Below are 20420 nucleotides of genomic sequence, written 5' to 3' on the forward strand. Positions count from 1 at the left end.
CCGATGGATCGGCGTACATAGGTTCACCCACGAGCAAATCGTGCTATTTCCCATAGCGCCTCGCATTAACGCGAATAAAACCCACGCAGTCCTTGAGTTTCCCGCCCTGCGTCAGTATGATTACGCGTCATTTTTCAGCCGCACACTAAACACGTTCCTTGCTTCCATGGGCCGCGGTTGACCCTGACAGGAGGCTGAATAATCCGTAAGGAGCAATTCGATGCGTCATTACGAAATCGTTTTTATGGTCCATCCTGACCAAAGCGAACAGGTTCCGGGCATGATCGAGCGTTACAGTGCTACCATCACTAACGCGCAAGGTCAGATTCACCGTCTGGAAGACTGGGGCCGCCGTCAGCTGGCTTATCCGATCAACAAACTGCACAAAGCTCACTACGTTCTGCTGAACGTTGAAGCGCCGCAGGAAGCGATCGATGAGCTGGAAACTAACTTCCGCTTCAACGACGCCGTTATCCGCAGCATGGTTATGCGCGTTAAGCACGCGGTAACTGAAGCATCTCCGATGGTTAAAGCGAAAGACGAACGTCGTGGCGATCGCCGCGAAGACTTCGCTAACGAAACCGCAGATGATGCAGATGCTGGGGATTCTGAAGAGTAATTGCCGCCGTGACGGCTAATCGTCTGGTTTTGTCGGGCACTGTGTGCAAGGCGCCGGTTCGAAAAGTGAGTCCTTCCGGGATACCGCACTGCCAATTTGTGCTAGAGCACCGTTCGCAGCAGATGGAAGCCGGATTCAGCAGACAAGCATGGTGCCGAATGCCCGTGGTTGTCAGCGGACAACAGTCACAAGCACTAACTCAAAGATTAACGGTCGGCAGTCAGATTACCGTGCAAGGCTTTGTAAGCTGCCATCAAGGGCGCAACGGGCTGAGCAAATTGGTTCTGCATGCCGAGCAGATTGAATTGATAGATTCTGGAGACTAGCCAAATGGCACGTTATTTCCGTCGTCGCAAGTTCTGCCGTTTCACCGCGGAAGGCGTTCAAGAGATTGACTATAAAGACATCGCTACGCTGAAAAACTACATCACCGAAAGTGGTAAAATTGTACCGAGCCGTATCACCGGTACTCGTGCAAAATATCAGCGCCAGCTGGCCCGTGCTATCAAGCGCGCGCGCTACCTGTCTTTGTTGCCGTACACTGATCGTCATCAGTAATCGGCCACTGTCCATTAACGACTTTGAGAGGATAAGGTAATGCAAGTTATTCTGCTTGATAAAGTAGCAAACCTGGGCAGCCTGGGTGATCAAGTTAACGTTAAAGCGGGCTACGCTCGTAACTTCCTGGTACCACAGGGCAAAGCTGTTCCTGCTACCAAGAAAAACGTTGAGTTCTTCGAAGCACGCCGTGCTGAACTGGAAGCCAAACTGGCTGACGTTCTGGCTGCTGCTGAAGCTCGCGCAACCAAGATCAACGAACTGGGTTCAGTGACCATCGCTTCCAAATCTGGCGACGAAGGTAAACTGTTCGGCTCTATCGGCACCCGCGACATCGCTGACGCAGTGACTGCGGCAGGCGTTGAAGTTGCCAAGAGCGAAGTTCGTCTGCCGAACGGCGTTCTGCGTACCACTGGTGAGCACGAAGTGCACTTCCAGGTACACAGCGACGTGTTCGCACAGCTGAATGTAGTTGTGGTTGCAGAAGCGTAATTTACGCTGCTGTTAACCCGGTTAAAACGCCAGCCTCGCGCTGGCGTTTTGCTTTTCTGCGCCCGGCAAAACGCGCTACGCTTGAAGACGAGATAAAAAGGAGAGCGAGCGATGGCAAAGATTACGCTACAGCGGGTTTACGATTTCAGCGCGCCGGCGCCGGAACATTGTTATCTGATAGACCGGCTATGGCCGCGCGGCATCAGCAAGGAGCGGCTAGCGGGCGTCCAGTGGCTGAAACAGGTGGCGCCGGATGACGAACTGCGCAAGTGGTTCCATCAGCATACCGACCAGTGGGCGGTCTTCGAGGAGCGTTACCGCCAACAGCTGGCGGCCAACGACGCCTGGCAGCCGCTGGTGGCGCTGTTACGGCAGGGGCAAGCGCTGACGCTGCTGTATGGCAGCAAAGATACCGAGCATAACCAGGGCGTGGTGCTGCGCGAGTTTCTGCTGGCGCAGCTGTAGGGATTAGCGTTCCCGGCGGTAGCTGCCGTCGGCCTGGCGGCGGAACAGCGCCTGGCTGTTGTCCACCGTGGTGACCGACAGCGCGTTAATCACGCCGTTGGCGTCGCGTTCGATACGCACTTCCTGGCCGGCTTTCATGTTGCTCAGCGGCTTGTCGCCGCCTTCCACCTGCGCCATGGCGAACACTTCATTCACCGGCAGATTGTTGTCGCGAAACAGCTGGGCCAGCGTCTGGCCGGGCTGGATCTGATAACGCTGCCAGTTGCCCGCCGGCGTCGGTTCGTTGGTAGACGTGGCGCCGCCGCCGTTTTGCAGATCGGCCTGCAGCGGCACGCTGGTTTCCTGTTGGGAAACCGGGAACGGCTGCCTTTCGGGCGAGTAGGGCCACAGCAACGCCAACAGCAGGATGATGCCGAAGATCAGCACCCAGCGGCGGTGAAAGTAGGGCAGCGGCTCCATCCAATGGAAACCGTCCGGCAGATGCCAGACTTTGGCCAGCAGCGCTTTGACCTGCTGCATTTTGTCGTTGGCCGGCGGTGGCTCCGATGGCGGTTCCGCGCCTTCAGACGTGGGTGCGGCGCCCGGTTTCAGGCGCTGGCTGACGTTCAGCCAGGTGCGCAGCAGCGGCTGGTAGATGCGGGTGGTTTTCCTTCTCCTGGGCGCGATTCTGCCCATGGTGACCTCTCTTCGACGGCGTAGTAATTAGCGCGGCGCGGCAAGCGCCTCGCCTGCCCGATATCCTGCTTTCAGTATAGCCCGCTAACTGATTGAAGTGAAAGGCGGCTGAGCGGCAAGGCCGGGGTTTGCGGCTGCGGGCGTTAACAGAAGGTTATTGTTTCTTTTTCTACGACAAAAGTCATCATTCTCCACACAAGATTTTACCCGGCATTGACGCGCTGTTATGCTGCGCTTTCGACTTTTTACAGACTTAAGGAAAACCCCATGACAACCCCTTCTTTTGACAGCGTTGAAGCGCAAGCAAGTTACGGGATTGGTTTACAGGTCGGCCAGCAGCTGCAAGAGTCCGGGCTGGAAGGTTTGCAACCGGAAGCTTTGCTGGCGGGTCTGCGCGACGCGCTGGAAGGGAATGCCCCGGCGGTTCCGGTAGACGTGGTGCACCGTGCGCTGCGTGAAATCCACGAGCGTGCGGATGCGGTGCGCCGCGAGCGCCAGCAGGCGATGGCCGTTGAAGGCCAGAAATTCCTGGACGACAACGCTAAGCGCGACGACGTGACGCTGACCGAGTCTGGCCTGCAGTTCTCCGTGCTGGAGCAGGGCAACGGCCCAATCCCGTCCCGTCAGGATCGCGTGCGTGTGCACTATACCGGTCGTCTGATCAACGGTGACGTGTTCGACAGCTCGGTCGAGCGCGGCCAGCCGGCAGAATTCCCGGTCAGCGGCGTGATCCCAGGCTGGATCGAAGCGCTGACCCTGATGCCGGTTGGTTCCAAATGGCAGCTGTATATCCCGCACAACCTGGCCTACGGCGAACGTGGCGCAGGCGCGTCCATCCCGCCGTTCAGCGCGCTGGTGTTCGACGTCGAGCTGCTGGAAATCCTGTAATCCCCCCGAGGATTGCTCTGGGCGCCTTCGTGGCGCCCTTATTTTATGCGCCGCGTAGCGCGCGCGGGAACAGCAGATTGTTTTCCAGGCTGATGTGTTCCATCAGATCGCCGATGAACTCGTCGATGCCGTTGTACAGCGCCCGCCAGGTGGTGCAGGCGCCCTCCGGTGGCGTCACGTTATCGGTGAGGAACTTCACCACCTCCAGTTGTTCACCCGCCTCGTCATGCTCATGTTCCATCACCGAGATCGGTCCGGCGGCCTGCGGCCCCATGCCCTGTTTGATCAGCGGGAACAGGATCTGCTCCTCTTTCATCATGTGATTCTCCAGATCCAGGCGGATCAGGTTCAACTGCTTCGCCAACCCGCGCGGGCAGCTGGGTTTGTCGCCGTGCACGCGTTCGACTTTTTCCGCCATCAGCACCAGTTCGGCCAACTGTTCGCGGTGCCGCTGATGAAAGCGCGGCAGAATGTAGTCGATCACCTCATCGAGCGGCGCCGTGCGCCAGTCCCGGCTTTGCTCCGGCGCGGCGGCGAGTGCGGCCAGCGCGTTCTCCAACTGGTCGATGTCCAGCCCTTTGCGCTCGGCGGCGCGTGCCAGCGATTGCCGGCCGCCGCAGCAGAAATCCAGCTGATGCTGGCGAAACAGACGTGATGCCCGGGGAATGGCGATAGCGAGCGCGCCAAGGGATTGATTGCGGTAATCCATGGTAGTGCCTCTTTAAACGAAGGAATTTTATAACATGCATTTTAAATACAATTTAAAGGGCGCGCCAGCGGGAAAATAGAGGAGATGGCCGGGGGATTGCCCCGGCCTGGCGATTATTTCGCGCTTAAATCGATGCGATAGACCGCGAAACCGATGCGGTCATGGCCTTCGGCGGTCATTGGGTATTGGGCGTGCTCTTTGATAAACGCCGTCGCTTTGTCCGATGGCGAGGTCTCGAAGCGGATATCCAGCGGCTGCTTGCTGCTGAAGGTCGCCAAACGCCAGTTGTTGTCTGCCTGCGGATGCACTGCGCCGTGGCGCTGGGTTTCGGCGCTGATGTAGGCCGCCAGCACCGAGCGGTTTTCATCCGGCGAAGCGAAAGCGATATGTTGGTCGCCGGTGCCGGCAAACTTGCCGCCGTAGGCACGGTAGTTGTTGGTGGCGACCAGGAAGGTGGCGTTCGGATCGATCGGCTTGCCGTTGAAGGTCAGCCGCTTGATACGCTCCGCCTTCTCGTTGATCAGCTGGCATTCGCCGTCGTAGCGCGCCGGTTGGCTGACGTCGATCTGGTAGTTGACGCCGTCGATCACGTCGAAGTTATAGGTGCGGAAACCGTCCCAGTTGATCAAACCTTGCGGTTTGGCGCTGTTGACGTCGATCTGGTTGAATTGGCCGGCGGAACACTCCAGCCACTCTTTCACCTCTTTGCCGCTGGCCTTCACCACCACCAGCGTATTGGGGTAGAGATAGAGATCGGCGGCGTTGCGGAAGGTGAGCTGGCCCTTTTCCACTTCGACGAAGCTGGCCGGATCGTTCTTGCGGCCGCCGACTTTGAACGGCGCCGCCGCCGACAGCACCGGCAGATCGGCCAGATCCGGGTCGCCCTGGATGTAATGTTCGACGTAGGCCTTCTGCGCATTGTTGACGATCTGCACCGTCGGATCGTCCTGCACCAGCGCCAGGTAGCTGTACATGTTGCCGTCGGATTTGCCGATCGGCTGGCTGACGAACTCGCGCGTGCCCTTGTGATCGTCCGCCAACACCTTCACCAGCGCGGCGTCCTCAGCCGCCAGCGATTTCTTGTTCTCTTTGTCGTAGATCGGCCGTGCTTCCGCTTTGGCAGCGGTCACTTTCCAGCTGCCACCATCGTTGTTGAGCTGCAGATCGACCACGCCGAGATGATCGCCCCATTGTCCTGGCATCACCGCCGGTACGCCGTTCAGCAGGCCCTTATCGATATCCGCGCCTTTGATGTTGGCGAAGTCCTTGCTCGGGAACACCGCATGGGCGTGACCGAACATGATGGCGTCGATGCCCGGTACCTGGCTGAGGTAGTAGACCGAGTTCTCCGCCATTGCCTTGTAAGGCTCGCTGGACAGCCCGGAATGCGGGATCGCCACCACCAGATCGGCGCCCTGTTTACGCATTTCCGGCACGTAGCGTTTGGCGGTGGCGGTGATGTCGTCCACCGTCACCTTGCCCTGCAGGTTGGCCTTGTCCCACACCAGGATCTGCGGCGGCACGAAGCCGATGTAGCCGATGCGCAGCGTATGCGCCTTGCCGTCGCGGTCTTTCACCGGCGTATCGACGATGATGTACGGCGTGAACAGCGGTTTTTGCGTTTTGGCGTCGATGACGTTGGCGTTGATATACGGGAACTTGGCGCCGGCGATGGCGTTTTTCAGGTAGTCCAGCCCGTAGTTGAATTCATGGTTGCCGATGTTGCCGACCACATAATCCAGCGTGTTCATCGCCTTATAGACCGGGTGCACGTCGCCCGGTTTCAGCCCCTTGGCCGCCATGTAGTCGCCGAGCGGGCTGCCCTGAATGATGTCGCCGTTGTCCACCAACACCGCGTTGGCGGCCTGCTGGCGCGCCTGTTGGATCAGGCTGGCGGTGCGCACCAGGCCGAACTTGTCGGTCGGCGTGTCCTTGTAATAATCGAAGTCCATCATGTTGCTGTGCAGGTCGGTGGTTTCCAGCACGCGCAGGTCGACGGTGGCCGCCTGCGCCGAGGCGCATACCAGCAGCGCAAGCGCGGACAGCGTCAGTGGATGCTTCATCATTGGGGTCTCTCCATTCCATTATTCGAGTGTTATCGCAGAGGGAAATGTAATTAACACTGCTTGCCACAGTAAACTGTGAAGTGTGGCAGAAAACGGGAGCAGGTAACGCGGGGAAGTTCACAGTTGTGCCCAACAAGATCTGAGGAATTCCCGGGGGTTAGCCGGTTGAGATGGATATTCGGCGTAAAAAAAACTAGTCTGCTAGCAGAGACAGAGGGAAATTTCCCACGGAGATGCAGAGTTGAGGTGCATGATGTTAGAGCGAATTTGCCAACTGTCCCGCGAGGCGGGAGCGGCGATCATGGCGGTGTACGACGGTGAACAACCGCTTGATGTCGCACAGAAAAAAGATGACTCACCGGTGACGGCGGCCGATCTGGCTGCGCATCACATCATCAAGCGCGGCCTGGCGGCCCTGACGCCGGAGGTGCCGCTGCTGTCGGAAGAGGATCCGCCGGCGTGGGAAGAGCGCCGCAACTGGACGCGCTACTGGTTGGTCGATCCGTTGGACGGCACCAAAGAGTTCTTGCACCGCAACGGCGAGTTCACGGTCAATATTGCCCTGATTGAAGAGGGGCAGGCGGTGATGGGCGTGGTGTATGCCCCGGCGATCGACGTGCTGTATCTGGCAGAGCGCGGCAAGGCCTGGAAAGAAGAGAAGGGCGTGCGGCAGGCGATCGGCGTCAGCAACGCGCATCCGCCGCTGGTGGTGGTGAGCCGGTCGCATATCGACGACGAGCTGAAAGACTATCTGCAGCAGTTGGGTGAGCACCAGACCGTGTCCGTCGGCTCCTCACTGAAGTTTTGCCTGGTGGCGGAAGGCAAGGCGCAGCTCTATCCGCGCTTCGGGCCGACCAACATTTGGGATACCGCCGCAGGGCATGCGGTGGCGGTGGCCGCCGGGGCGCAAATTCACGATTGGCAGGGCAAGCCGTTGCTCTATACACCGCGTGAATCTTTCCTCAACCCCGGCTTCCGGGTGTCGCTGTTCTGAGTTAGTTCGCCAACAGCTGGTGCAGCTTGGACATCACCTGCTGCACCTCTTCCGGCGTCAGCGCGCCGTCTTTAGCAAACTGAATGCGCCCTTGCTTATCCAGCACCACAATAGCTGAGCCTTTCGGCTGCAGATCCCAGGCCTTGCGCACGTTACCGTCGCTGTCGACGATAAACTGCGACCATGGGAACTCCTTCTTGCTGTCTTCAATGCTGCTGCGCACGAACATCGCGGTGCCCATCAGGGCATCGTCGGTGTTGACGATTGTCGTCGTTTGGTAACGATCGTGTGGTAGCTTCGCCTTCTTGATCGCTTCAATCAGTGGGTCGTTCATGTCTTTGGCGGAGCTGCGGCCGGCAATATGTTGTATCACTCGCACTTTTCCACTGAGCTGTGCGCTGTTCCAGTTCTGGTAGCTAAAATTACCGTCAGCGTAGTTGAGCTCTCCTTTGTCGCTGACGCCGACCGGCGCTACGCGCTGCTGGAGCTGGAAGTTGTGCGCGGAAGCGAAAAGCGGGGCGAGCAGCAGGGATACCATCAGCATGCGACTTGTTTTCATGCTTTCTCCTTGTGATGGGTGGAATTTGTGTGACAGCACTTCGACAGCCTAAAGCATAGGATGTGATAAGAGGTCTGTCCTGTTAACCGGATCGCAGATTTTCCCTTGGTTCGCTAATCATCAGATTTTGAAGGGATATACTGAAAACGCTATAAATTATCATATACAATTCTGTCAAAAAGTGTAAATCCAGCGTAGATATCCGGGCAGAAGTGAACGTTCTGGTCTTTACTGGGTCTACTACATGCAATCAAGTTGCGTTCTGAATTTCGAGGCTGCCACCTTTGGCGGCTCGCTGAGCGCATGGATCAACGGGAGGAGCGTAAAAGAATGAGAATCTTCCAGCGTTATAACCCTTTGAAAGTGGCAAAGTACGTTAAGACCCTGTTTCGCGGAAGGCTGTATATCAAGGACGTGGGCGCATTTGAATTCGACGAGGGGAAAATCCTGCCGCCGAAGATTCGCGACAAGCGCCATTTCAGCGTGATGTCTGAAGTGAACCGTCAGGTGCTGCTGTTGCAGACCGAGATGGGGTAACACCTCGCTGACAGCGGTAAAAAAAATGCGGCCCCGATGGGGCCGCTGATGTTTTTGCCGGCTGCCGTCAAGCCGCCGGGGTGTCTTCCGGGGCTTTCGGCAGCACCGCCGCCGGTTTGTCGCTCAGCCGGGTGACCAGCAGCTGGTCTATCTTGTAGCTGTCGATATCCACCACTTCGAACTTGTAGCCGGCGTATTTGACGAAGTCGGTGCGTTTCGGGATCTTGCGCAGCATATACATCATAAAGCCGCCGATGGTCTCGTAGTTGCCCGCCTGCGGGAACTCATCAATGTCCAGCACGCGCATCACGTCGTCGATCGGCGTGCCGCCCTCAATCAGCCATGAGCTTTCGTCGCGCGCCACGATCTGCTCTTCCTGGCCTTGGCCAACCAGATCGCCCATCAGCGTGGTCATCACGTCGTTAAGGGTGATGATGCCCACCACCAACGCATATTCATTGAGGATCACCGCGAAGTCTTCGCCGGCGGTCTTGAAGCTTTCCAACGCTTCGGACAGCGTCAGCGTATCCGGCACGATCAGCGCCGAACGGATCTGCACGCCGCTGCTCAGCACCAGGCTCTGGTTGCCCAGCACGCGGTTCAGCAGGTCTTTGGAATCGACGTAGCCGACCACCTGATCGATATGGCCGTCGCACACCAGAAACTTGGAGTGCGGATGGGTCGAGACCTTCTCCTTGATGCTCTCTTCGCTTTCGCGCAGATCGAAGTACACCACGCTTTCGCGCGAGGTCATCGACGACGGCACGGTGCGCGATTCCAGTTCGAACACGTTTTCAATCAGTTCGTGCTCCTGCTTGCGCAGCACGCCCGCCAGGGCGCCGGCTTCCACCACCGCGTAGATGTCATCGGAGGTGATGTCGTCCTTACGCACCATCGGCAGCTTGAACATGCGGAAGATCAGGTTGGCCATGCCGTTGAAGAACCACACCAGCGGGCGGAAGATCATGATGGAGAAACGCATCGGGTTGATGATCCGGACGGCGACCGTCTCTGGTGCAATCATACCGATGCGCTTCGGGGTCAAATCGGCGAACAGGATAAACAGGCTGGTCACCAGCACGAAGGAGCAGATAAAGCTGACCTGTTCCGCCAGTTCGGGCGACAGGAAGCGATCGAACAACACCTTGAAGGTGGGGGAGAAAGCCGCGTCGCCGACGATACCGCCGAGGATGGCCACGGCGTTCAGGCCGATCTGCACCACGGTGAAGAAGATGCCTGGGGTTTCTTGCAGTTTAAGCACTCTGGCGGCGTTGATGTTGCCTTCGTCCGCCATCAGCTTCAGTTTGATCTTGCGCGAGGCGGCCAGAGAGATTTCCGACAGTGAGAAAAACGCACTCACCGCGATCAGAAAAAGAATCAGTAAAATACTGTTTAACATAATCTATCCATACGTGCCGACGGGATGCCGGCGCTCTTGAGGAAGGGTAGTACATAGTAAAAAAAGCAGCGATAACAACCAGAAGAGAAGCTATCGGGCCGCAGAAGCGGCCCGCATAGTATAGCAGTTGCCCCACAGGGGCCGCCAGCGGTTAAAAAAGTGCCGCCGGCCGGCATCGGATCAGCCCTGCGGTGGCAGGCAAACGCCGATGCCGCCCAGCCCGCAGTAGCCTTCCGGGTTTTTGAACAGGTACTGCTGATGGTCGTCTTCCGCATAATAGAACGGCAGCGCCGGCGCGATTTCGGTGGTGATGACGCGCTTGTCGCCCGCCGCGTCCATCGCCTGCTGGAAGCGCTGCAGGCTGCTCTCCGCCTCGGCCTGCTGCTCTGGGCTCAGCGCATAAATCGCCGAGCGGTACTGCGTGCCGACGTCGCCGCCCTGGCGCATGCCCTGCGCCGGATCGTGATTTTCCCAGAACACCTGCAGCAGCTGTTTGTAGCTGACGACCTGCGGATCGAACACCACGCGCACCACTTCGGCGTGGCCGGTCTGGCCGCTGCACACTTCGCGGTAGGTCGGGTTCGGCGTATAGCCGCCGCTGTAGCCGGCGGCGGTGCTGTAGACGCCCGGCTGCTGCCAGAACAGACGCTCAACGCCCCAGAAACAGCCCATGGCGAAGATCGCCACCTCCATGCCTGCCGGCACCTGGGTCATCGAGTGTTCGGTGACCACGTTGAGCGTTGCGACAGGCATTGGCGTGGTGCGGCCAGGCAGCGCGCTTGCCTTATCGACGGTTTGTGATTTATCAAAAAATGGCACCACGGTTGACTCCTGTTGTCACAGTAAGAATTGACCCTACATGGCGGCGGTTCGGTTGTATCTCACCGCGTCTTTGCCCACAATAAGCGGCAAGTTGGATTTTGTATAAGCTTAACGCAGTATTTTGAGCGCCAAAAGTGAAGAATTCGCCTGTTGCGCGGCGGTGGTAAAGCGCGGCGGGCGGCGTCCGGAACAAGGTTGAAGAGGGCTGCCGCCATGATAGCGCGGAGTCTGCCCTGGCCCCGGAGCGAACACCATAACAGGAAAGTAAAATCAATAAGGAGAACACGTGCCAAAGTACCCGGTCATGTGCTTGATATCTGTGTTGCTTGCGGCACCTGCAGCCTATGCGGCGAACGTGCGGCTGCAGGTGGAGGGGTTAAGCGGAGAGTTGGAAAAAAACGTCCGGGTGCGGCTGTCGTCGATCACGCCTGAAGAGGTCGGCACCGATGGTCGCTTCCGCGCGCGGGTGGATGAGGCGGTGCGCCAGGGGCTGCGCGCGCTCGGCTATTACCAGCCGACCATCGAGTTTACGCTGGACGACCGGCCGGGGATGTCGCGCCCGGTGCTGCACGCCAAGGTCAATCCGGGCGAACCGGTGCGTATCGCCGGCGCCAACATCGTGCTGGAAGGCGGCGCGAAGACCGATGAGGACTACCTGGCGCTGGTAAAGAAGGACCGGCCGACCATCGGCGAGATCCTCAACCACGGCAAGTATGACAGTTTCAAAGGCTCGCTCACCGGCCTGGCGCTGCGCAAAGGCTACTTCGATGCCGACATGACCAAAAGCCAGCTCGGCGTGGCCGAAGATCTGCACAAGGCGTTTTGGGATATCGATTTCAACAGCGGCGAACGTTACCGCTTCGGCAAGGTGAAATTCACCGGTTCGCAAATCCGCGAAGACTATCTGCAAAATCTGGTGCCCTTTCATCAGGGGGATTACTACAGTTCGGAGGATTTGGCCGAGCTGAACCGCCGTTTGTCCGCCACCAACTGGTTCAACTCGGTGGTGGTGTCCCCTGATTTCAACGATGCCAAAGAGAACAAGATTTTGCCGTTGGACGCGCTGGTGACGCCACGCACGCGCAACACCGTCGAAACCGGTATCGGTTACTCCACCGACGTCGGCCCGCGGGTGAAAGGCACCTGGAAAAAGCCCTGGCTCAACGATCGCGGTCACAGCCTGGAAACCAGCGCCAGCGTGTCGGCGCCGGAACAGCAGCTGGATCTGACCTACAAGATCCCGTTGCTGAAGAATCCGCTGGAGCAGTATTACCTGCTGCAGGGCGGCCTCAAGAACGTCAATCTTAACGACACCAAGTCCGTCACCTCCAAAGTGGTGGCCTCGCGCAACTGGGATCTCTCCAGCGGCTGGCAGCGGGCGATCAACCTGACCTGGCGCTGGGATAACTTTACCCAGGGTAACGTCAGCAACACCACGATGCTGTTGTACCCCGGCGTCAGCTTCAACCGCACCCGTTCGCGCGGCGGCCTGATGCCGACCTGGGGCGACAGCCAACGCTACTCCATCGACGTGTCCGACACCACCTGGGGTTCCGGCGTGGACTTCGCGCTGATGCAGGCGCAGAACGTCTGGATCCGCACGTTGGCCGACAAGCACCGTTTCGTGGCGCGCGGGCAGGTGGGCTGGATTGAAACCAACGACTTCGACAAGGTGCCGCCGGATCTGCGCTTCTTCGCCGGCGGTGACCGCAGCATTCGCGGCTACAAGTACAAAGACATTTCGCCGCGCGATGACGACGGCAAGCTGACCGGCGCCTCCAAGATGCTGACCGGATCGCTGGAGTACCAATACAACGTGACCGGCAAGTGGTGGGGGGCGATGTTCGTCGACTCCGGTGAAGCGGTGAACGATATCAAGAAGAGCAACTTCAAGACCGGCGCCGGCGTCGGCGTGCGCTGGCAGTCGCCGGTGGGGCCGGTGAAGCTGGATATCGCCGCGCCCGTGGGGGACAAGGACACCCACGGGATGCAGTTCTACATCGGTTTGGGGCCTGAACTATGAGCCTGGTTAAAAAGATTTGTCTCGGATTTCTGGTCGTTCTGCTGTTGCTGATCGGCGGGTTGGCCTTCCTGATAGGCACCACCACCGGTTTGCATATGGTCATCAACGGCGCGGCGCGCTGGGTGCCGGGGCTGGAGATCGCCGGCGTCAGCGGCGGCTGGCGCGATCTGACGCTGAAGGGCGTGAAGTATCAGATGCCGGGCGTGACGGTCAACGCCGGGCAGTTCCATCTGTCCCTTGATCTGTCCTGCTTTAAACGCAGTTCGCTGTGCGTCAACGCCTTGACCGCCCAGGATGTGGACGTGGCGGTGAACACCAAAGAGATGGCGCCTTCCGCGCCGGTGGAGGAGAGCAGTGAGCCGACCACCAATCTCAGCACGCCTTATCCGATCACCCTGCGTCTGCTGGCGTTGAACAACGTCAAGGTCACCGTCGACGATACCGCCATTTCTCTGGCTGAGTTCCGCACCGGCGCGCAGTGGCAAGAACGCGCGCTGACGCTGATGCCGACCAAGATCGGCTCGCTGCTGATCGCCTTGCCGAAAACGCCGCAAAACCCGTTGCCGGAAGCGGTGCAACCGGCGGTCGAGGTGGCGAAAAAGGTCGGCGAGCAGGTTACCGACGCGGCGAAGCCGGCACCGCCGCCGGAAGAGAAGCCGTTGGGCGAAACGCTGAAGGAACTGTTCGCCAAACCGCTGTTGCCGGATCTGCCGGACATCCGCCTGCCGCTGGATATCACCGTCAAAGAGATCAGCGGTGAGCAGCTGCGCTTGACCGGCGATACCGATGTGCTGATCACGAGCCTGTTGCTGCAGGCCAGCACGCAGGATCAGCATATCCAGTTGGACAACTTCGACGTGAAGTCGCCGCAGGGCACGTTGTCGGTGCAGGGGCAGGCGACCCTGACCGGCGACTGGCCGGTAGCCCTGACCGCCAACAGCGCGCTGAACATCGAACCGCTGAAGGGCGAGAAGGTGAAGCTGAACATCGGCGGCGGGCTGCGTGACGAGCTGAAGGTGGCGCTGAACCTGTCCGGCCCGGTCGGCGCCCAGCTCGATGTGCAAACCCGGCTGGCCGAAGCCGGCCTGCCGCTGGCGCTGACGCTGCAGAGCAAGCAGCTGAAATGGCCGCTGACCGGCGAGGCGCAGTACCAGGTCAATGACTTCCGCCTGCGCTTTAACGGCAAGGCGACCGATTACGCGCTATCGACGCGCGCCAATCTGAAAGGCCAGGATCTGCCGCCAGCGGTGCTGACGCTGGACGGCAAAGGCAACGTCGAGCAGTTCAAGCTGGAGCGCCTGCGCCTGGCGGCGCTGCAGGGCAATACCGATCTTACCGCGCTGGTGGACTGGAGCAAGGCCATCAGCTGGACCTCGCAATTGACGCTGAGCGGCATCAATACCGCCAAGCAGTGGCCGGAATGGCCGGCGAAGCTGGATGGCAAGATCACCACGCGCGGCAGCCTGCACGGCGGTAGCTGGCAGCTGCAAGTGCCGGTATTGCAGCTGGACGGCAACGTGAAGCAGAACAAGGTCACGGCGCGCGGCACGCTGAGCGGCAACGCCGCCGGGCAGTGGAAAATCCCCGGCATCGATCTGGCGCTGGGGCGCAATCAACTGAACGTCAAAGGGCAGCTGGACGAGAAGAGCTGGAACCTGGACGCCAACATCGACGCGCCGCGTCTGGACGGCGCGCTGCCGGGCCTCGGCGGCACCGCCAAAGGGCTGTTGAAGCTGCGTGGCAATCTGCAGGCGCCGCAGCTGCTGGCGGATTTGACCGCTTCCGGCTTGCAGTGGCAGGCGCTGCGTATCAACCGCGTGAAAATAGACGGTGATGTGCGCTCCACGGATCAGATCCAGGGGCAGTTGGCGGTACGCGTCGAACAGCTGAAGCAGGACGCGCTGGAGGTCAGCCTGCTGACCCTCGACGCCAAAGGCAGCGAGAAACAGCACCAGCTGCAGCTGAAGATCGACGGCAAGCCGGTCTCCGGCCAGCTGGCGCTGCAGGGCAGCTTCGATCGTCAGCAGCAGCGCTGGCGCGGCAATCTGAACAACACCCGCTTCGATACGCCGGTAGGGGAATGGCGCCTGACGCGCACCATCGCGCTGGACTACCTGAACACCGAGCAGAAAATCAGCGTCGGGCCGCACTGTTGGCAGAACCCGAACGCCGAGCTGTGCGTGCCTAAGACCATTGAAGCCGGCCAGAGCGGCCAGGCCAGCGTGGTGCTTAACCGGTTCGACCTGGCGATGATCAAGCCGTTCCTCGGCCCGGAGACCGCCCTGAGCGGTGTGTTCACCGGCCGGGCCGACGTCAGCTGGAAACCGGGCGGCGCGCTGCCGGAGGCGAAAGTCACGCTGGCCGGCAACGGCGTCAAGGTGGTACAGCAGGTGCAGGGCAACGCACTGCCGATCGCTTTCGATACGCTGACCCTCAACGCCGGCCTGAACAACGGCCGCGCGCAGGCCGACTGGCGAATCAAACTGACCAACAACGGCCAGTTCGACGGCAATATCCAGGTGGCGGATCCGCAGGTGCGGCGCACCATCAGCGGCAACGTCAATATCACCAACATCTCGCTGGCGCTGATCAACCCGGCGCTGATGAAGGGCGAAAGCGCGGCGGGCATGCTGAACGCCAACCTGCGTCTGGGCGGCAGCGCGCAGAAGCCGCTGGTGTTCGGGCGTCTGGCGTTGGATCGGGCGAAGGTGCAGGGGCACTGGATGCCGTTCGATATGACCGACGCGCGGCTGGCGGTGAATTTCAACGGCATGACCTCGACGCTGGAAGGGCTGCTCAGCACCACCCGCGGCCAACTGAATCTGGCGGGCGATGCCGACTGGCGTGACATCAACGCCTGGCGTGCGCGCATTGCCGCCAAGGGCGACAAGCTGCGGGTGACGGTACCGCCGATGATCCGCATCGACGTGTCGCCGGATCTGGTGTTCGAAGCCACGCCGCAGCTGTTCTCGCTCAATGGCAAGGTCGACATTCCCTGGGCGCGCATCACGGTGCAGGAACTGCCGGAAAGCGCGGTGGGCGTCTCTTCTGATGAGGTGATGCTGGACGACCAGCTGAAGCCGATTCAACCGAAGACCGCCTCGATCCCAATCAACAGCAACCTGATGATCCACGTCGGTAACGACGTGCGGCTGGACGCCTTTGGCCTGAAAGCCCGCTTGAAGGGCGATCTGAAGGTGGTGCAGGACAAGAAAGGGTTGGGCCTCAATGGCCAGATTGACATCCCTTCCGGCCGCTTCCATGCTTATGGTCAGGATTTGATCGTGCGTAAAGGGCAGTTGATGTTCTCCGGCCCGCCGGATCAGCCGCTGCTCAATATCGAAGCGATCCGCAACCCGGAATCCACCGAGGACGATGTGACCGCCGGCGTGCGTGTGACCGGTCTGGCGGATGCACCGAAGCTGGAAGTGTTCTCCGATCCGGCCAAATCGCAACAGGAAGCCTTGTCTTATCTGCTGCGTGGCCAGGGCTTGAACAGCTCCGGCGCCGACGGCAACGCCATGACGTCGATGTTAATCGGCATGGGGGTTGCACAAAGTGGTCAACTTGTGGGTAAAATCGGCGAGGCATTCGGCGTGAGTAATTTGGCTCTGGACACTCAAGGGGTTGGCGACAATTCCCAGGTTGTCGTGAGCGGCTATGTCCTCCCAGGCTTACAAGTAAAATATGGGGTGGGCATTTTCGACTCGCTGGCCACGCTGACGTTGCGTTATCGTCTGATGCCTAAGTTGTATCTTGAAGCGGTGTCTGGTCTCGACCAGGCATTAGATTTGCTCTATCAGTTTGAGTTTTAGCGATGCGAATAATTGTCTACGGCAGTTTACGGCGCAAACAGGGAAACAGCCATTGGATGACCAACGCCCAATGGCTCGGCGAGCACGAGCTCGAAGGCTATCAGATTTATAATCTGGGCCATTACCCGGCGGCGATCCCTGGAGAGGGCACGATACATTGCGAAGTGTATCGTATTAACTCATCGATTCTGGCAGAGCTGGACGAACTGAAAAGCAACACCAAGGACTATAAGCGCGAGCTGATTCAGACGCCTTATGGGAGTGCGTGGATCTACCTGTACAAACACAGCGTGGACGGTTACCCGCGAATTACCAGCGGTGACTGGCTGAAGCGTCTCGACGAACAGTAAGAAAAAAAACACCGCTCAATGAGCGGTGTTTTTTTCATCGGACGGCGGCAGGAATTACTTCTTGGCAGCGCGTTCGAACGAGGCGATGATTTCCGCTTTAGCTGCGGCAGCGTCTGCCCAGCCTTCCACTTTCACCCATTTGCCTTTTTCCAGATCTTTGTAGTGCTCGAAGAAGTGAGCGATCTGGGCTTTCAGCAGTTCCGGCAGGTCGTTCACGTCTTTCACGTGATCGTACTCTTTGGTCAGCTTGCTGTGCGGTACCGCAACCAGCTTGGCGTCCTCACCGGCTTCATCGGTCATCTTCAGCACGCCAACCGGGCGGCAGCGGATCACGGAGCCCGGCTGCAGCGGGTATGGGGTTGGGACCAGCACGTCAACCGGATCACCGTCCAGAGACAGGGTGTGGTTGATGTAACCGTAGTTGCACGGGTAGAACATCGCGGTGGACATGAAACGGTCAACGAACAGCGCGCCGGTTTCTTTGTCGATTTCGTATTTGATTGGATCGGCGTTGGCCGGGATTTCGATTACTACGTAGATGTCTTCCGGCAGGTCTTTGCCAGCAGGGACCAGATTCAAGCTCATGTCGGTTTCCTTTAATCATCAAACCAGAAATGGAGTGGCGGCTATTATAGCGGACTCTTTTGCGATTTCCTGCCCTTTTCATCGTTGAAAACCCAGCGTGCCGGCACACGGAGAATTTCCAGATTAATCCCGCCGCGGCATGAAGTTTTGCCTTCGCCTGCCGATAACTTCAACAAACAATAATGAGCCAGCAAAGCTGGCTCCGCGTTTTGCCACCCCTACTACGTCTGATCTCACTATTCTGAAGCCGGGAAGAACTCATGCTAAAAAAGATTACGGTGAAGGCTGGGCTGATCGCCCTGCTGAGCCTGATGACCATGCTGCTGATCATGGTCAGCGTTATTGGCGTCAACGCGATTAACGAAGGATCGCGCTCGATCCATACCCTTAACCAGATCCTCGGCGAAGAGCTGGGCTCGCTGGCCAACAGCTCCAACCTGACGCTGCGCGCCCGAACCGCCGCTTCGCTGGCGGTGCGCCAACGGGAGATCGGCCAGGTCGATGTCTCCGACGCCACCGTGGGCCGCATCTACGGTTACCTCGAGCAGTCGAACAAGGAAATGGCGCGCTTTGTCGGCGTCGGCACCGTGACCGATCGCGGCCGTGAACTCTCCAACCGCCTGCAAAACAGCTACCGCGCCTATCTGGAGCAGGGCGTGAAGCCGATGGCCGCCGCCATCAAGGCCGGCAAGATCGATGAGTATTATCACATTCAGGAAACGCGCATCTCCGCGCTGAGCATCGCGTTCGAAAAGGATCTCAGCGATTTCCGCAGCTTCGCGATGAAACTCGGCGCACAGCAGGTGTATGACGCGGAAAACAACGCCAGCACCAAGATCTCGCTGATCGTGGTGGCGGGCCTGCTCAGCGTGCTGCTGGCGGTGCTGGCTTGGTTCGCGCTGCGCGTGATCATTCTGCGCCCGTTAGACGAGTCCATCGCGCAGCTGGAACATATCGCCGGCGGCGATCTGACCCATGAGATCCGCGGTGAGGGCGATACCGAAATGGGCCGCCTGGTACGGGCGATGCAGCGTATGCAGCAGGCGTTGGCCAGTTCGGTCAGCAAAGTGCGCGATGCCAGCAGCCAGATCGACACCGGTTCACGCGAACTGGCGGCCGGTAACCTGCATCTGGCGCAGCGTACCGAAGAATCGGCTGCGTCGCTGGAAGAGACCGCCGCCAGCATGGAACAGCTGACCTCGACGGTGAAAATGAACGCCGAGAACTGCGAGCAGGCCAACCAACTGGCGCTGAGCGTGTCCGATATTGCCAACCAGGGCAGCGACGTGGTCAGCCAGGTGATGAGCAAGATGCAGGCGATCACCGACAGTTCGCGCCGCATCGCCGACATCATCAGCGTGATGGACGGCATCGCCTTCCAGACCAATATCCTGGCGCTGAACGCGGCGGTGGAAGCGGCGCGCGCCGGCGAGCAAGGGCGCGGTTTTGCGGTGGTGGCCGGTGAAGTGCGCAGTCTGGCGCAGCGCAGCGCCCAGTCGGCGAAAGAGATCAAAGGGCTGATCGAAGCGTCGCAGAACCGGGTGCAGGAAGGCGAACAGATGGTGGAGTCGGCGGCGCAGACCATGAGCGGCATCACCGGTGAAGTGGGCCGGGTGACGGCGTTGATGCGTGAGATCTCGGCGGCGACGCGCGAACAAAGCAGCGGTATCGAACAGGTCAACCTGGCGGTGGCGCAGATGGATCAGGTGGCGCAGCAGAATGCGGCGCTGGTGGAGGAGTCGGCGGCGGCGACGCGCTCGCTGGAAGATCAGGCTCAGCTGCTGGCGCAGAGCATGGCGGCGTTCAAGCTGTAAGGCGATAAGGGTTCGGCAAGGCGCCGAACCCTTGCAAAGCACGCGTTACTCGTCCGGGTTTTCGGCGATGAAGCGTTCTGCGTCTTCTACCATCGACTTGGTGCCGACGAAGAATGGCGCGCGCTGGTGCAGTTTCACCGGCGTGATGTCCAGAATGCGGTTTTTGCCGTCGCTGGCTTTACCGCCGGCCTGTTCGGCCAGGAACGCCATCGGGTTGCATTCGTACAGCAGGCGCAGCTTGCCTTGCGGGTGGCTGGCGGTGCTTGGGTAGATGTAGATGCCGCCTTTCAGCAGGTTGCGGTGGAAATCCGCCACCAGAGAACCGATGTAGCGCGAGGTATAAGGGCGCTGCGTCGCTTCATCCTGCTCCTGGCAGTACTTGATGTATTTCTTCACGCCGAGAGGGAACTTGATGTAGTTGCCTTCGTTGATGGAATACATGTTGCCGCTCGCCGGGAAGCGCACTTTCTCATGAGAGAGACAGAACACGCCCAGAGACGGATCGTAAGTGAAGGCGTGGACGCCGTAACCGGTGGTGTACACCAGCATGGTGGACGAACCGTAAACCACATAACCCGCTGCGACCTGGGCGCTGCCCGGCTGCAGGAAGTCTTCCTCGGTCACCGGCGTGCCGACCGGCGTGATGCGACGGTAGATAGAGAAAATCGTACCGACCGAGACGTTGACATCGATGTTGGACGAACCGTCCAACGGATCCATCAATACGACATACTTGGCATTTTCAGCTCGCTCGCCGTCGAATATCACGATTTCATCTTCTTCTTCGGAAGCGATACCCGCAACTTCACCACGCGCTTTCAACGCCGCTTTCAGTTTTTCGTTCGCGTACAGGTCCAGTTTCATCTGAACTTCGCCCTGTACGTTGGACACCCCGCTGGTTCCCAGAATATCAACAAGGCCGGCCTGGTTGATGTCGCGGTGGATGATTTTGGCGCCCAGTTTAATGGCAGAAAGTAACGCAGTCAGCTCGCCGGTGGCGTGCGAGAAGTCGTGCTGTTTCTCGACGATAAATTCGCCTAACGTTTTCAT

General features: G+C 59.3%; 20 protein-coding genes. 12 read left to right on the forward strand and 8 right to left on the reverse strand.

The features are described 5' to 3' along the window. Window positions 1–220: 220 nt before the first annotated feature. From rpsF to FUU19_RS01720, 5 genes are all read left to right on the forward strand, one after another. Complete coding sequence (rpsF, locus tag FUU19_RS01700; RefSeq protein WP_004933634.1) at window positions 221–619, forward strand: 30S ribosomal protein S6; 399 nt, start codon at window positions 221–223, stop codon at window positions 617–619. A gap of 8 nt (window positions 620–627) precedes the next feature. Next, window positions 628–945, forward strand: a complete 318-nt coding sequence (priB, locus tag FUU19_RS01705; protein ID WP_049233092.1) for a primosomal replication protein N — start codon at window positions 628–630, stop codon at window positions 943–945. Window positions 946–949: 4 nt separating this feature from the next. Beyond that, window positions 950–1177 carry a 30S ribosomal protein S18 gene (rpsR, locus tag FUU19_RS01710; protein WP_000135199.1) on the forward strand — a complete coding sequence of 76 codons (228 nt, stop codon included), beginning with the start codon at window positions 950–952 and terminating at the stop codon, window positions 1175–1177. Window positions 1178–1216: 39 nt separating this feature from the next. Beyond that, on the forward strand, window positions 1217–1669 hold the full coding sequence (rplI, locus tag FUU19_RS01715; RefSeq protein ID WP_004933629.1) for a 50S ribosomal protein L9: 453 nt from the start codon (window positions 1217–1219) through the stop codon (window positions 1667–1669). A gap of 111 nt (window positions 1670–1780) precedes the next feature. Beyond that, window positions 1781–2134 carry a DUF488 domain-containing protein gene (locus FUU19_RS01720; RefSeq protein ID WP_141971327.1) on the forward strand — a complete coding sequence of 118 codons (354 nt, stop codon included), beginning with the start codon at window positions 1781–1783 and terminating at the stop codon, window positions 2132–2134. A 3-nt stretch (window positions 2135–2137) separates the two neighbouring features. Here the strand turns inward: FUU19_RS01720 and FUU19_RS01725 are convergent, their stop codons facing one another. Next, window positions 2138–2809, reverse strand: a complete 672-nt coding sequence (locus tag FUU19_RS01725) for an OapA family protein (protein ID WP_141971325.1) — start codon at window positions 2807–2809, stop codon at window positions 2138–2140. A gap of 267 nt (window positions 2810–3076) precedes the next feature. On the opposite strand from FUU19_RS01725, the gene bamJ reads away from it, so the two are divergent. Beyond that, window positions 3077–3697 (forward strand): BamJ family beta-barrel-assembly machinery protein, encoded by a 621-nt coding sequence (gene bamJ, locus FUU19_RS01730; protein ID WP_004933618.1) that lies wholly within the window; start codon window positions 3077–3079, stop codon window positions 3695–3697. A 43-nt stretch (window positions 3698–3740) separates the two neighbouring features. Here the strand turns inward: bamJ and ytfE are convergent, their stop codons facing one another. Both ytfE and FUU19_RS01740 read right to left on the reverse strand, forming a co-directional pair. Continuing rightward, window positions 3741–4406 (reverse strand): iron-sulfur cluster repair protein YtfE, encoded by a 666-nt coding sequence (ytfE, locus tag FUU19_RS01735; protein WP_230491053.1) that lies wholly within the window; start codon window positions 4404–4406, stop codon window positions 3741–3743. Between the two features lie 113 nt (window positions 4407–4519). Then, a complete protein-coding gene (locus FUU19_RS01740) occupies window positions 4520–6472 on the reverse strand; it encodes a bifunctional 2',3'-cyclic-nucleotide 2'-phosphodiesterase/3'-nucleotidase (RefSeq protein ID WP_141971321.1) in 1953 nt (650 codons plus the stop codon). A 253-nt stretch (window positions 6473–6725) separates the two neighbouring features. On the opposite strand from FUU19_RS01740, the gene cysQ reads away from it, so the two are divergent. After that, window positions 6726–7466 carry a 3'(2'),5'-bisphosphate nucleotidase CysQ gene (gene cysQ, locus FUU19_RS01745; protein ID WP_063991660.1) on the forward strand — a complete coding sequence of 247 codons (741 nt, stop codon included), beginning with the start codon at window positions 6726–6728 and terminating at the stop codon, window positions 7464–7466. Between the two features lies 1 nt (window position 7467). Here cysQ and FUU19_RS01750 read toward each other — a convergent pair whose 3' ends face one another. After that, entirely contained in the window at window positions 7468–8025 is a 558-nt protein-coding gene (locus FUU19_RS01750) for a YtfJ family protein (protein WP_025159587.1), read from the reverse strand. Window positions 8026–8355: 330 nt separating this feature from the next. On the opposite strand from FUU19_RS01750, the gene FUU19_RS01755 reads away from it, so the two are divergent. After that, complete coding sequence (locus tag FUU19_RS01755; RefSeq protein WP_004933604.1) at window positions 8356–8562, forward strand: DUF1107 domain-containing protein; 207 nt, start codon at window positions 8356–8358, stop codon at window positions 8560–8562. Window positions 8563–8629: 67 nt separating this feature from the next. Here FUU19_RS01755 and paeA read toward each other — a convergent pair whose 3' ends face one another. Further along, entirely contained in the window at window positions 8630–9961 is a 1332-nt protein-coding gene (gene paeA, locus FUU19_RS01760; RefSeq protein ID WP_049270169.1) for a polyamine export protein PaeA, read from the reverse strand. Window positions 9962–10141: 180 nt separating this feature from the next. Further along, complete coding sequence (msrA, locus tag FUU19_RS01765) at window positions 10142–10783, reverse strand: peptide-methionine (S)-S-oxide reductase MsrA (protein WP_164063737.1); 642 nt, start codon at window positions 10781–10783, stop codon at window positions 10142–10144. A gap of 304 nt (window positions 10784–11087) precedes the next feature. On the opposite strand from msrA, the gene tamA reads away from it, so the two are divergent. Genes tamA through FUU19_RS01780 form a run of 3 tightly spaced genes read left to right on the forward strand, consistent with a single transcriptional unit; the run spans window position 11088 to window position 16971 of the window. Then, window positions 11088–12806 (forward strand): autotransporter assembly complex protein TamA, encoded by a 1719-nt coding sequence (gene tamA / locus FUU19_RS01770; protein ID WP_185742370.1) that lies wholly within the window; start codon window positions 11088–11090, stop codon window positions 12804–12806. After that, complete coding sequence (gene tamB, locus FUU19_RS01775) at window positions 12803–16621, forward strand: autotransporter assembly complex protein TamB (RefSeq protein ID WP_202670157.1); 3819 nt, start codon at window positions 12803–12805, stop codon at window positions 16619–16621. The genes tamA and tamB overlap by 4 nt, the downstream gene beginning before the upstream one ends. 2 nt (window positions 16622–16623) lie before the next feature. After that, complete coding sequence (locus FUU19_RS01780) at window positions 16624–16971, forward strand: gamma-glutamylcyclotransferase family protein (protein ID WP_033648686.1); 348 nt, start codon at window positions 16624–16626, stop codon at window positions 16969–16971. A 54-nt stretch (window positions 16972–17025) separates the two neighbouring features. On the opposite strand, the gene ppa is transcribed toward FUU19_RS01780, so the two are convergent. Further along, window positions 17026–17556, reverse strand: a complete 531-nt coding sequence (ppa, locus tag FUU19_RS01785) for an inorganic diphosphatase (protein ID WP_004933594.1) — start codon at window positions 17554–17556, stop codon at window positions 17026–17028. 260 nt (window positions 17557–17816) lie between these two features. Here ppa and FUU19_RS01790 point away from each other — a divergent pair, with 260 nt between their 5' ends. Beyond that, window positions 17817–19370: a methyl-accepting chemotaxis protein gene (locus FUU19_RS01790; protein ID WP_230507065.1), complete on the forward strand. Its 1554-nt coding sequence runs from the start codon at window positions 17817–17819 to the stop codon at window positions 19368–19370. A gap of 45 nt (window positions 19371–19415) precedes the next feature. On the opposite strand, the gene fbp is transcribed toward FUU19_RS01790, so the two are convergent. Next, entirely contained in the window at window positions 19416–20420 is a 1005-nt protein-coding gene (gene fbp, locus FUU19_RS01795) for a class 1 fructose-bisphosphatase (protein ID WP_230507066.1), read from the reverse strand.

It is taken from the genome of Serratia montpellierensis (assembly GCF_020858655.1).
In the GTDB taxonomy this organism is placed as follows: Bacteria; Pseudomonadota; Gammaproteobacteria; order Enterobacterales; family Enterobacteriaceae; genus Serratia; species Serratia montpellierensis.

Excerpts from the sequence above, each read along its gene's own strand:
- rpsF (WP_004933634.1), top strand. The coding sequence starts at position 221 with ATGCGTCATTACGAAATCGTTTTTATGGTCCATCCTGACCAAAGCGAA.
- rpsR (WP_000135199.1), top strand. The coding sequence starts at position 950 with ATGGCACGTTATTTCCGTCGTCGCAAGTTCTGCCGTTTCACCGCGGAA.
- rplI (WP_004933629.1), top strand. The coding sequence starts at position 1,217 with ATGCAAGTTATTCTGCTTGATAAAGTAGCAAACCTGGGCAGCCTGGGT.
- FUU19_RS01720 (WP_141971327.1), top strand. The coding sequence starts at position 1,781 with ATGGCAAAGATTACGCTACAGCGGGTTTACGATTTCAGCGCGCCGGCG.
- FUU19_RS01725 (WP_141971325.1), bottom strand. The coding sequence starts at position 2,809 with ATGGGCAGAATCGCGCCCAGGAGAAGGAAAACCACCCGCATCTACCAG.
- bamJ (WP_004933618.1), top strand. The coding sequence starts at position 3,077 with ATGACAACCCCTTCTTTTGACAGCGTTGAAGCGCAAGCAAGTTACGGG.
- ytfE (WP_230491053.1), bottom strand. The coding sequence starts at position 4,406 with ATGGATTACCGCAATCAATCCCTTGGCGCGCTCGCTATCGCCATTCCC.
- FUU19_RS01740 (WP_141971321.1), bottom strand. The coding sequence starts at position 6,472 with ATGATGAAGCATCCACTGACGCTGTCCGCGCTTGCGCTGCTGGTATGC.
- cysQ (WP_063991660.1), top strand. The coding sequence starts at position 6,726 with ATGTTAGAGCGAATTTGCCAACTGTCCCGCGAGGCGGGAGCGGCGATC.
- FUU19_RS01750 (WP_025159587.1), bottom strand. The coding sequence starts at position 8,025 with ATGAAAACAAGTCGCATGCTGATGGTATCCCTGCTGCTCGCCCCGCTT.
- FUU19_RS01755 (WP_004933604.1), top strand. The coding sequence starts at position 8,356 with ATGAGAATCTTCCAGCGTTATAACCCTTTGAAAGTGGCAAAGTACGTT.
- paeA (WP_049270169.1), bottom strand. The coding sequence starts at position 9,961 with ATGTTAAACAGTATTTTACTGATTCTTTTTCTGATCGCGGTGAGTGCG.
- tamA (WP_185742370.1), top strand. The coding sequence starts at position 11,088 with ATGTGCTTGATATCTGTGTTGCTTGCGGCACCTGCAGCCTATGCGGCG.
- tamB (WP_202670157.1), top strand. The coding sequence starts at position 12,803 with ATGAGCCTGGTTAAAAAGATTTGTCTCGGATTTCTGGTCGTTCTGCTG.
- FUU19_RS01780 (WP_033648686.1), top strand. The coding sequence starts at position 16,624 with ATGCGAATAATTGTCTACGGCAGTTTACGGCGCAAACAGGGAAACAGC.
- ppa (WP_004933594.1), bottom strand. The coding sequence starts at position 17,556 with ATGAGCTTGAATCTGGTCCCTGCTGGCAAAGACCTGCCGGAAGACATC.
- FUU19_RS01790 (WP_230507065.1), top strand. The coding sequence starts at position 17,817 with ATGCTAAAAAAGATTACGGTGAAGGCTGGGCTGATCGCCCTGCTGAGC.
- fbp (WP_230507066.1), bottom strand. The coding sequence starts at position 20,420 with ATGAAAACGTTAGGCGAATTTATCGTCGAGAAACAGCACGACTTCTCG.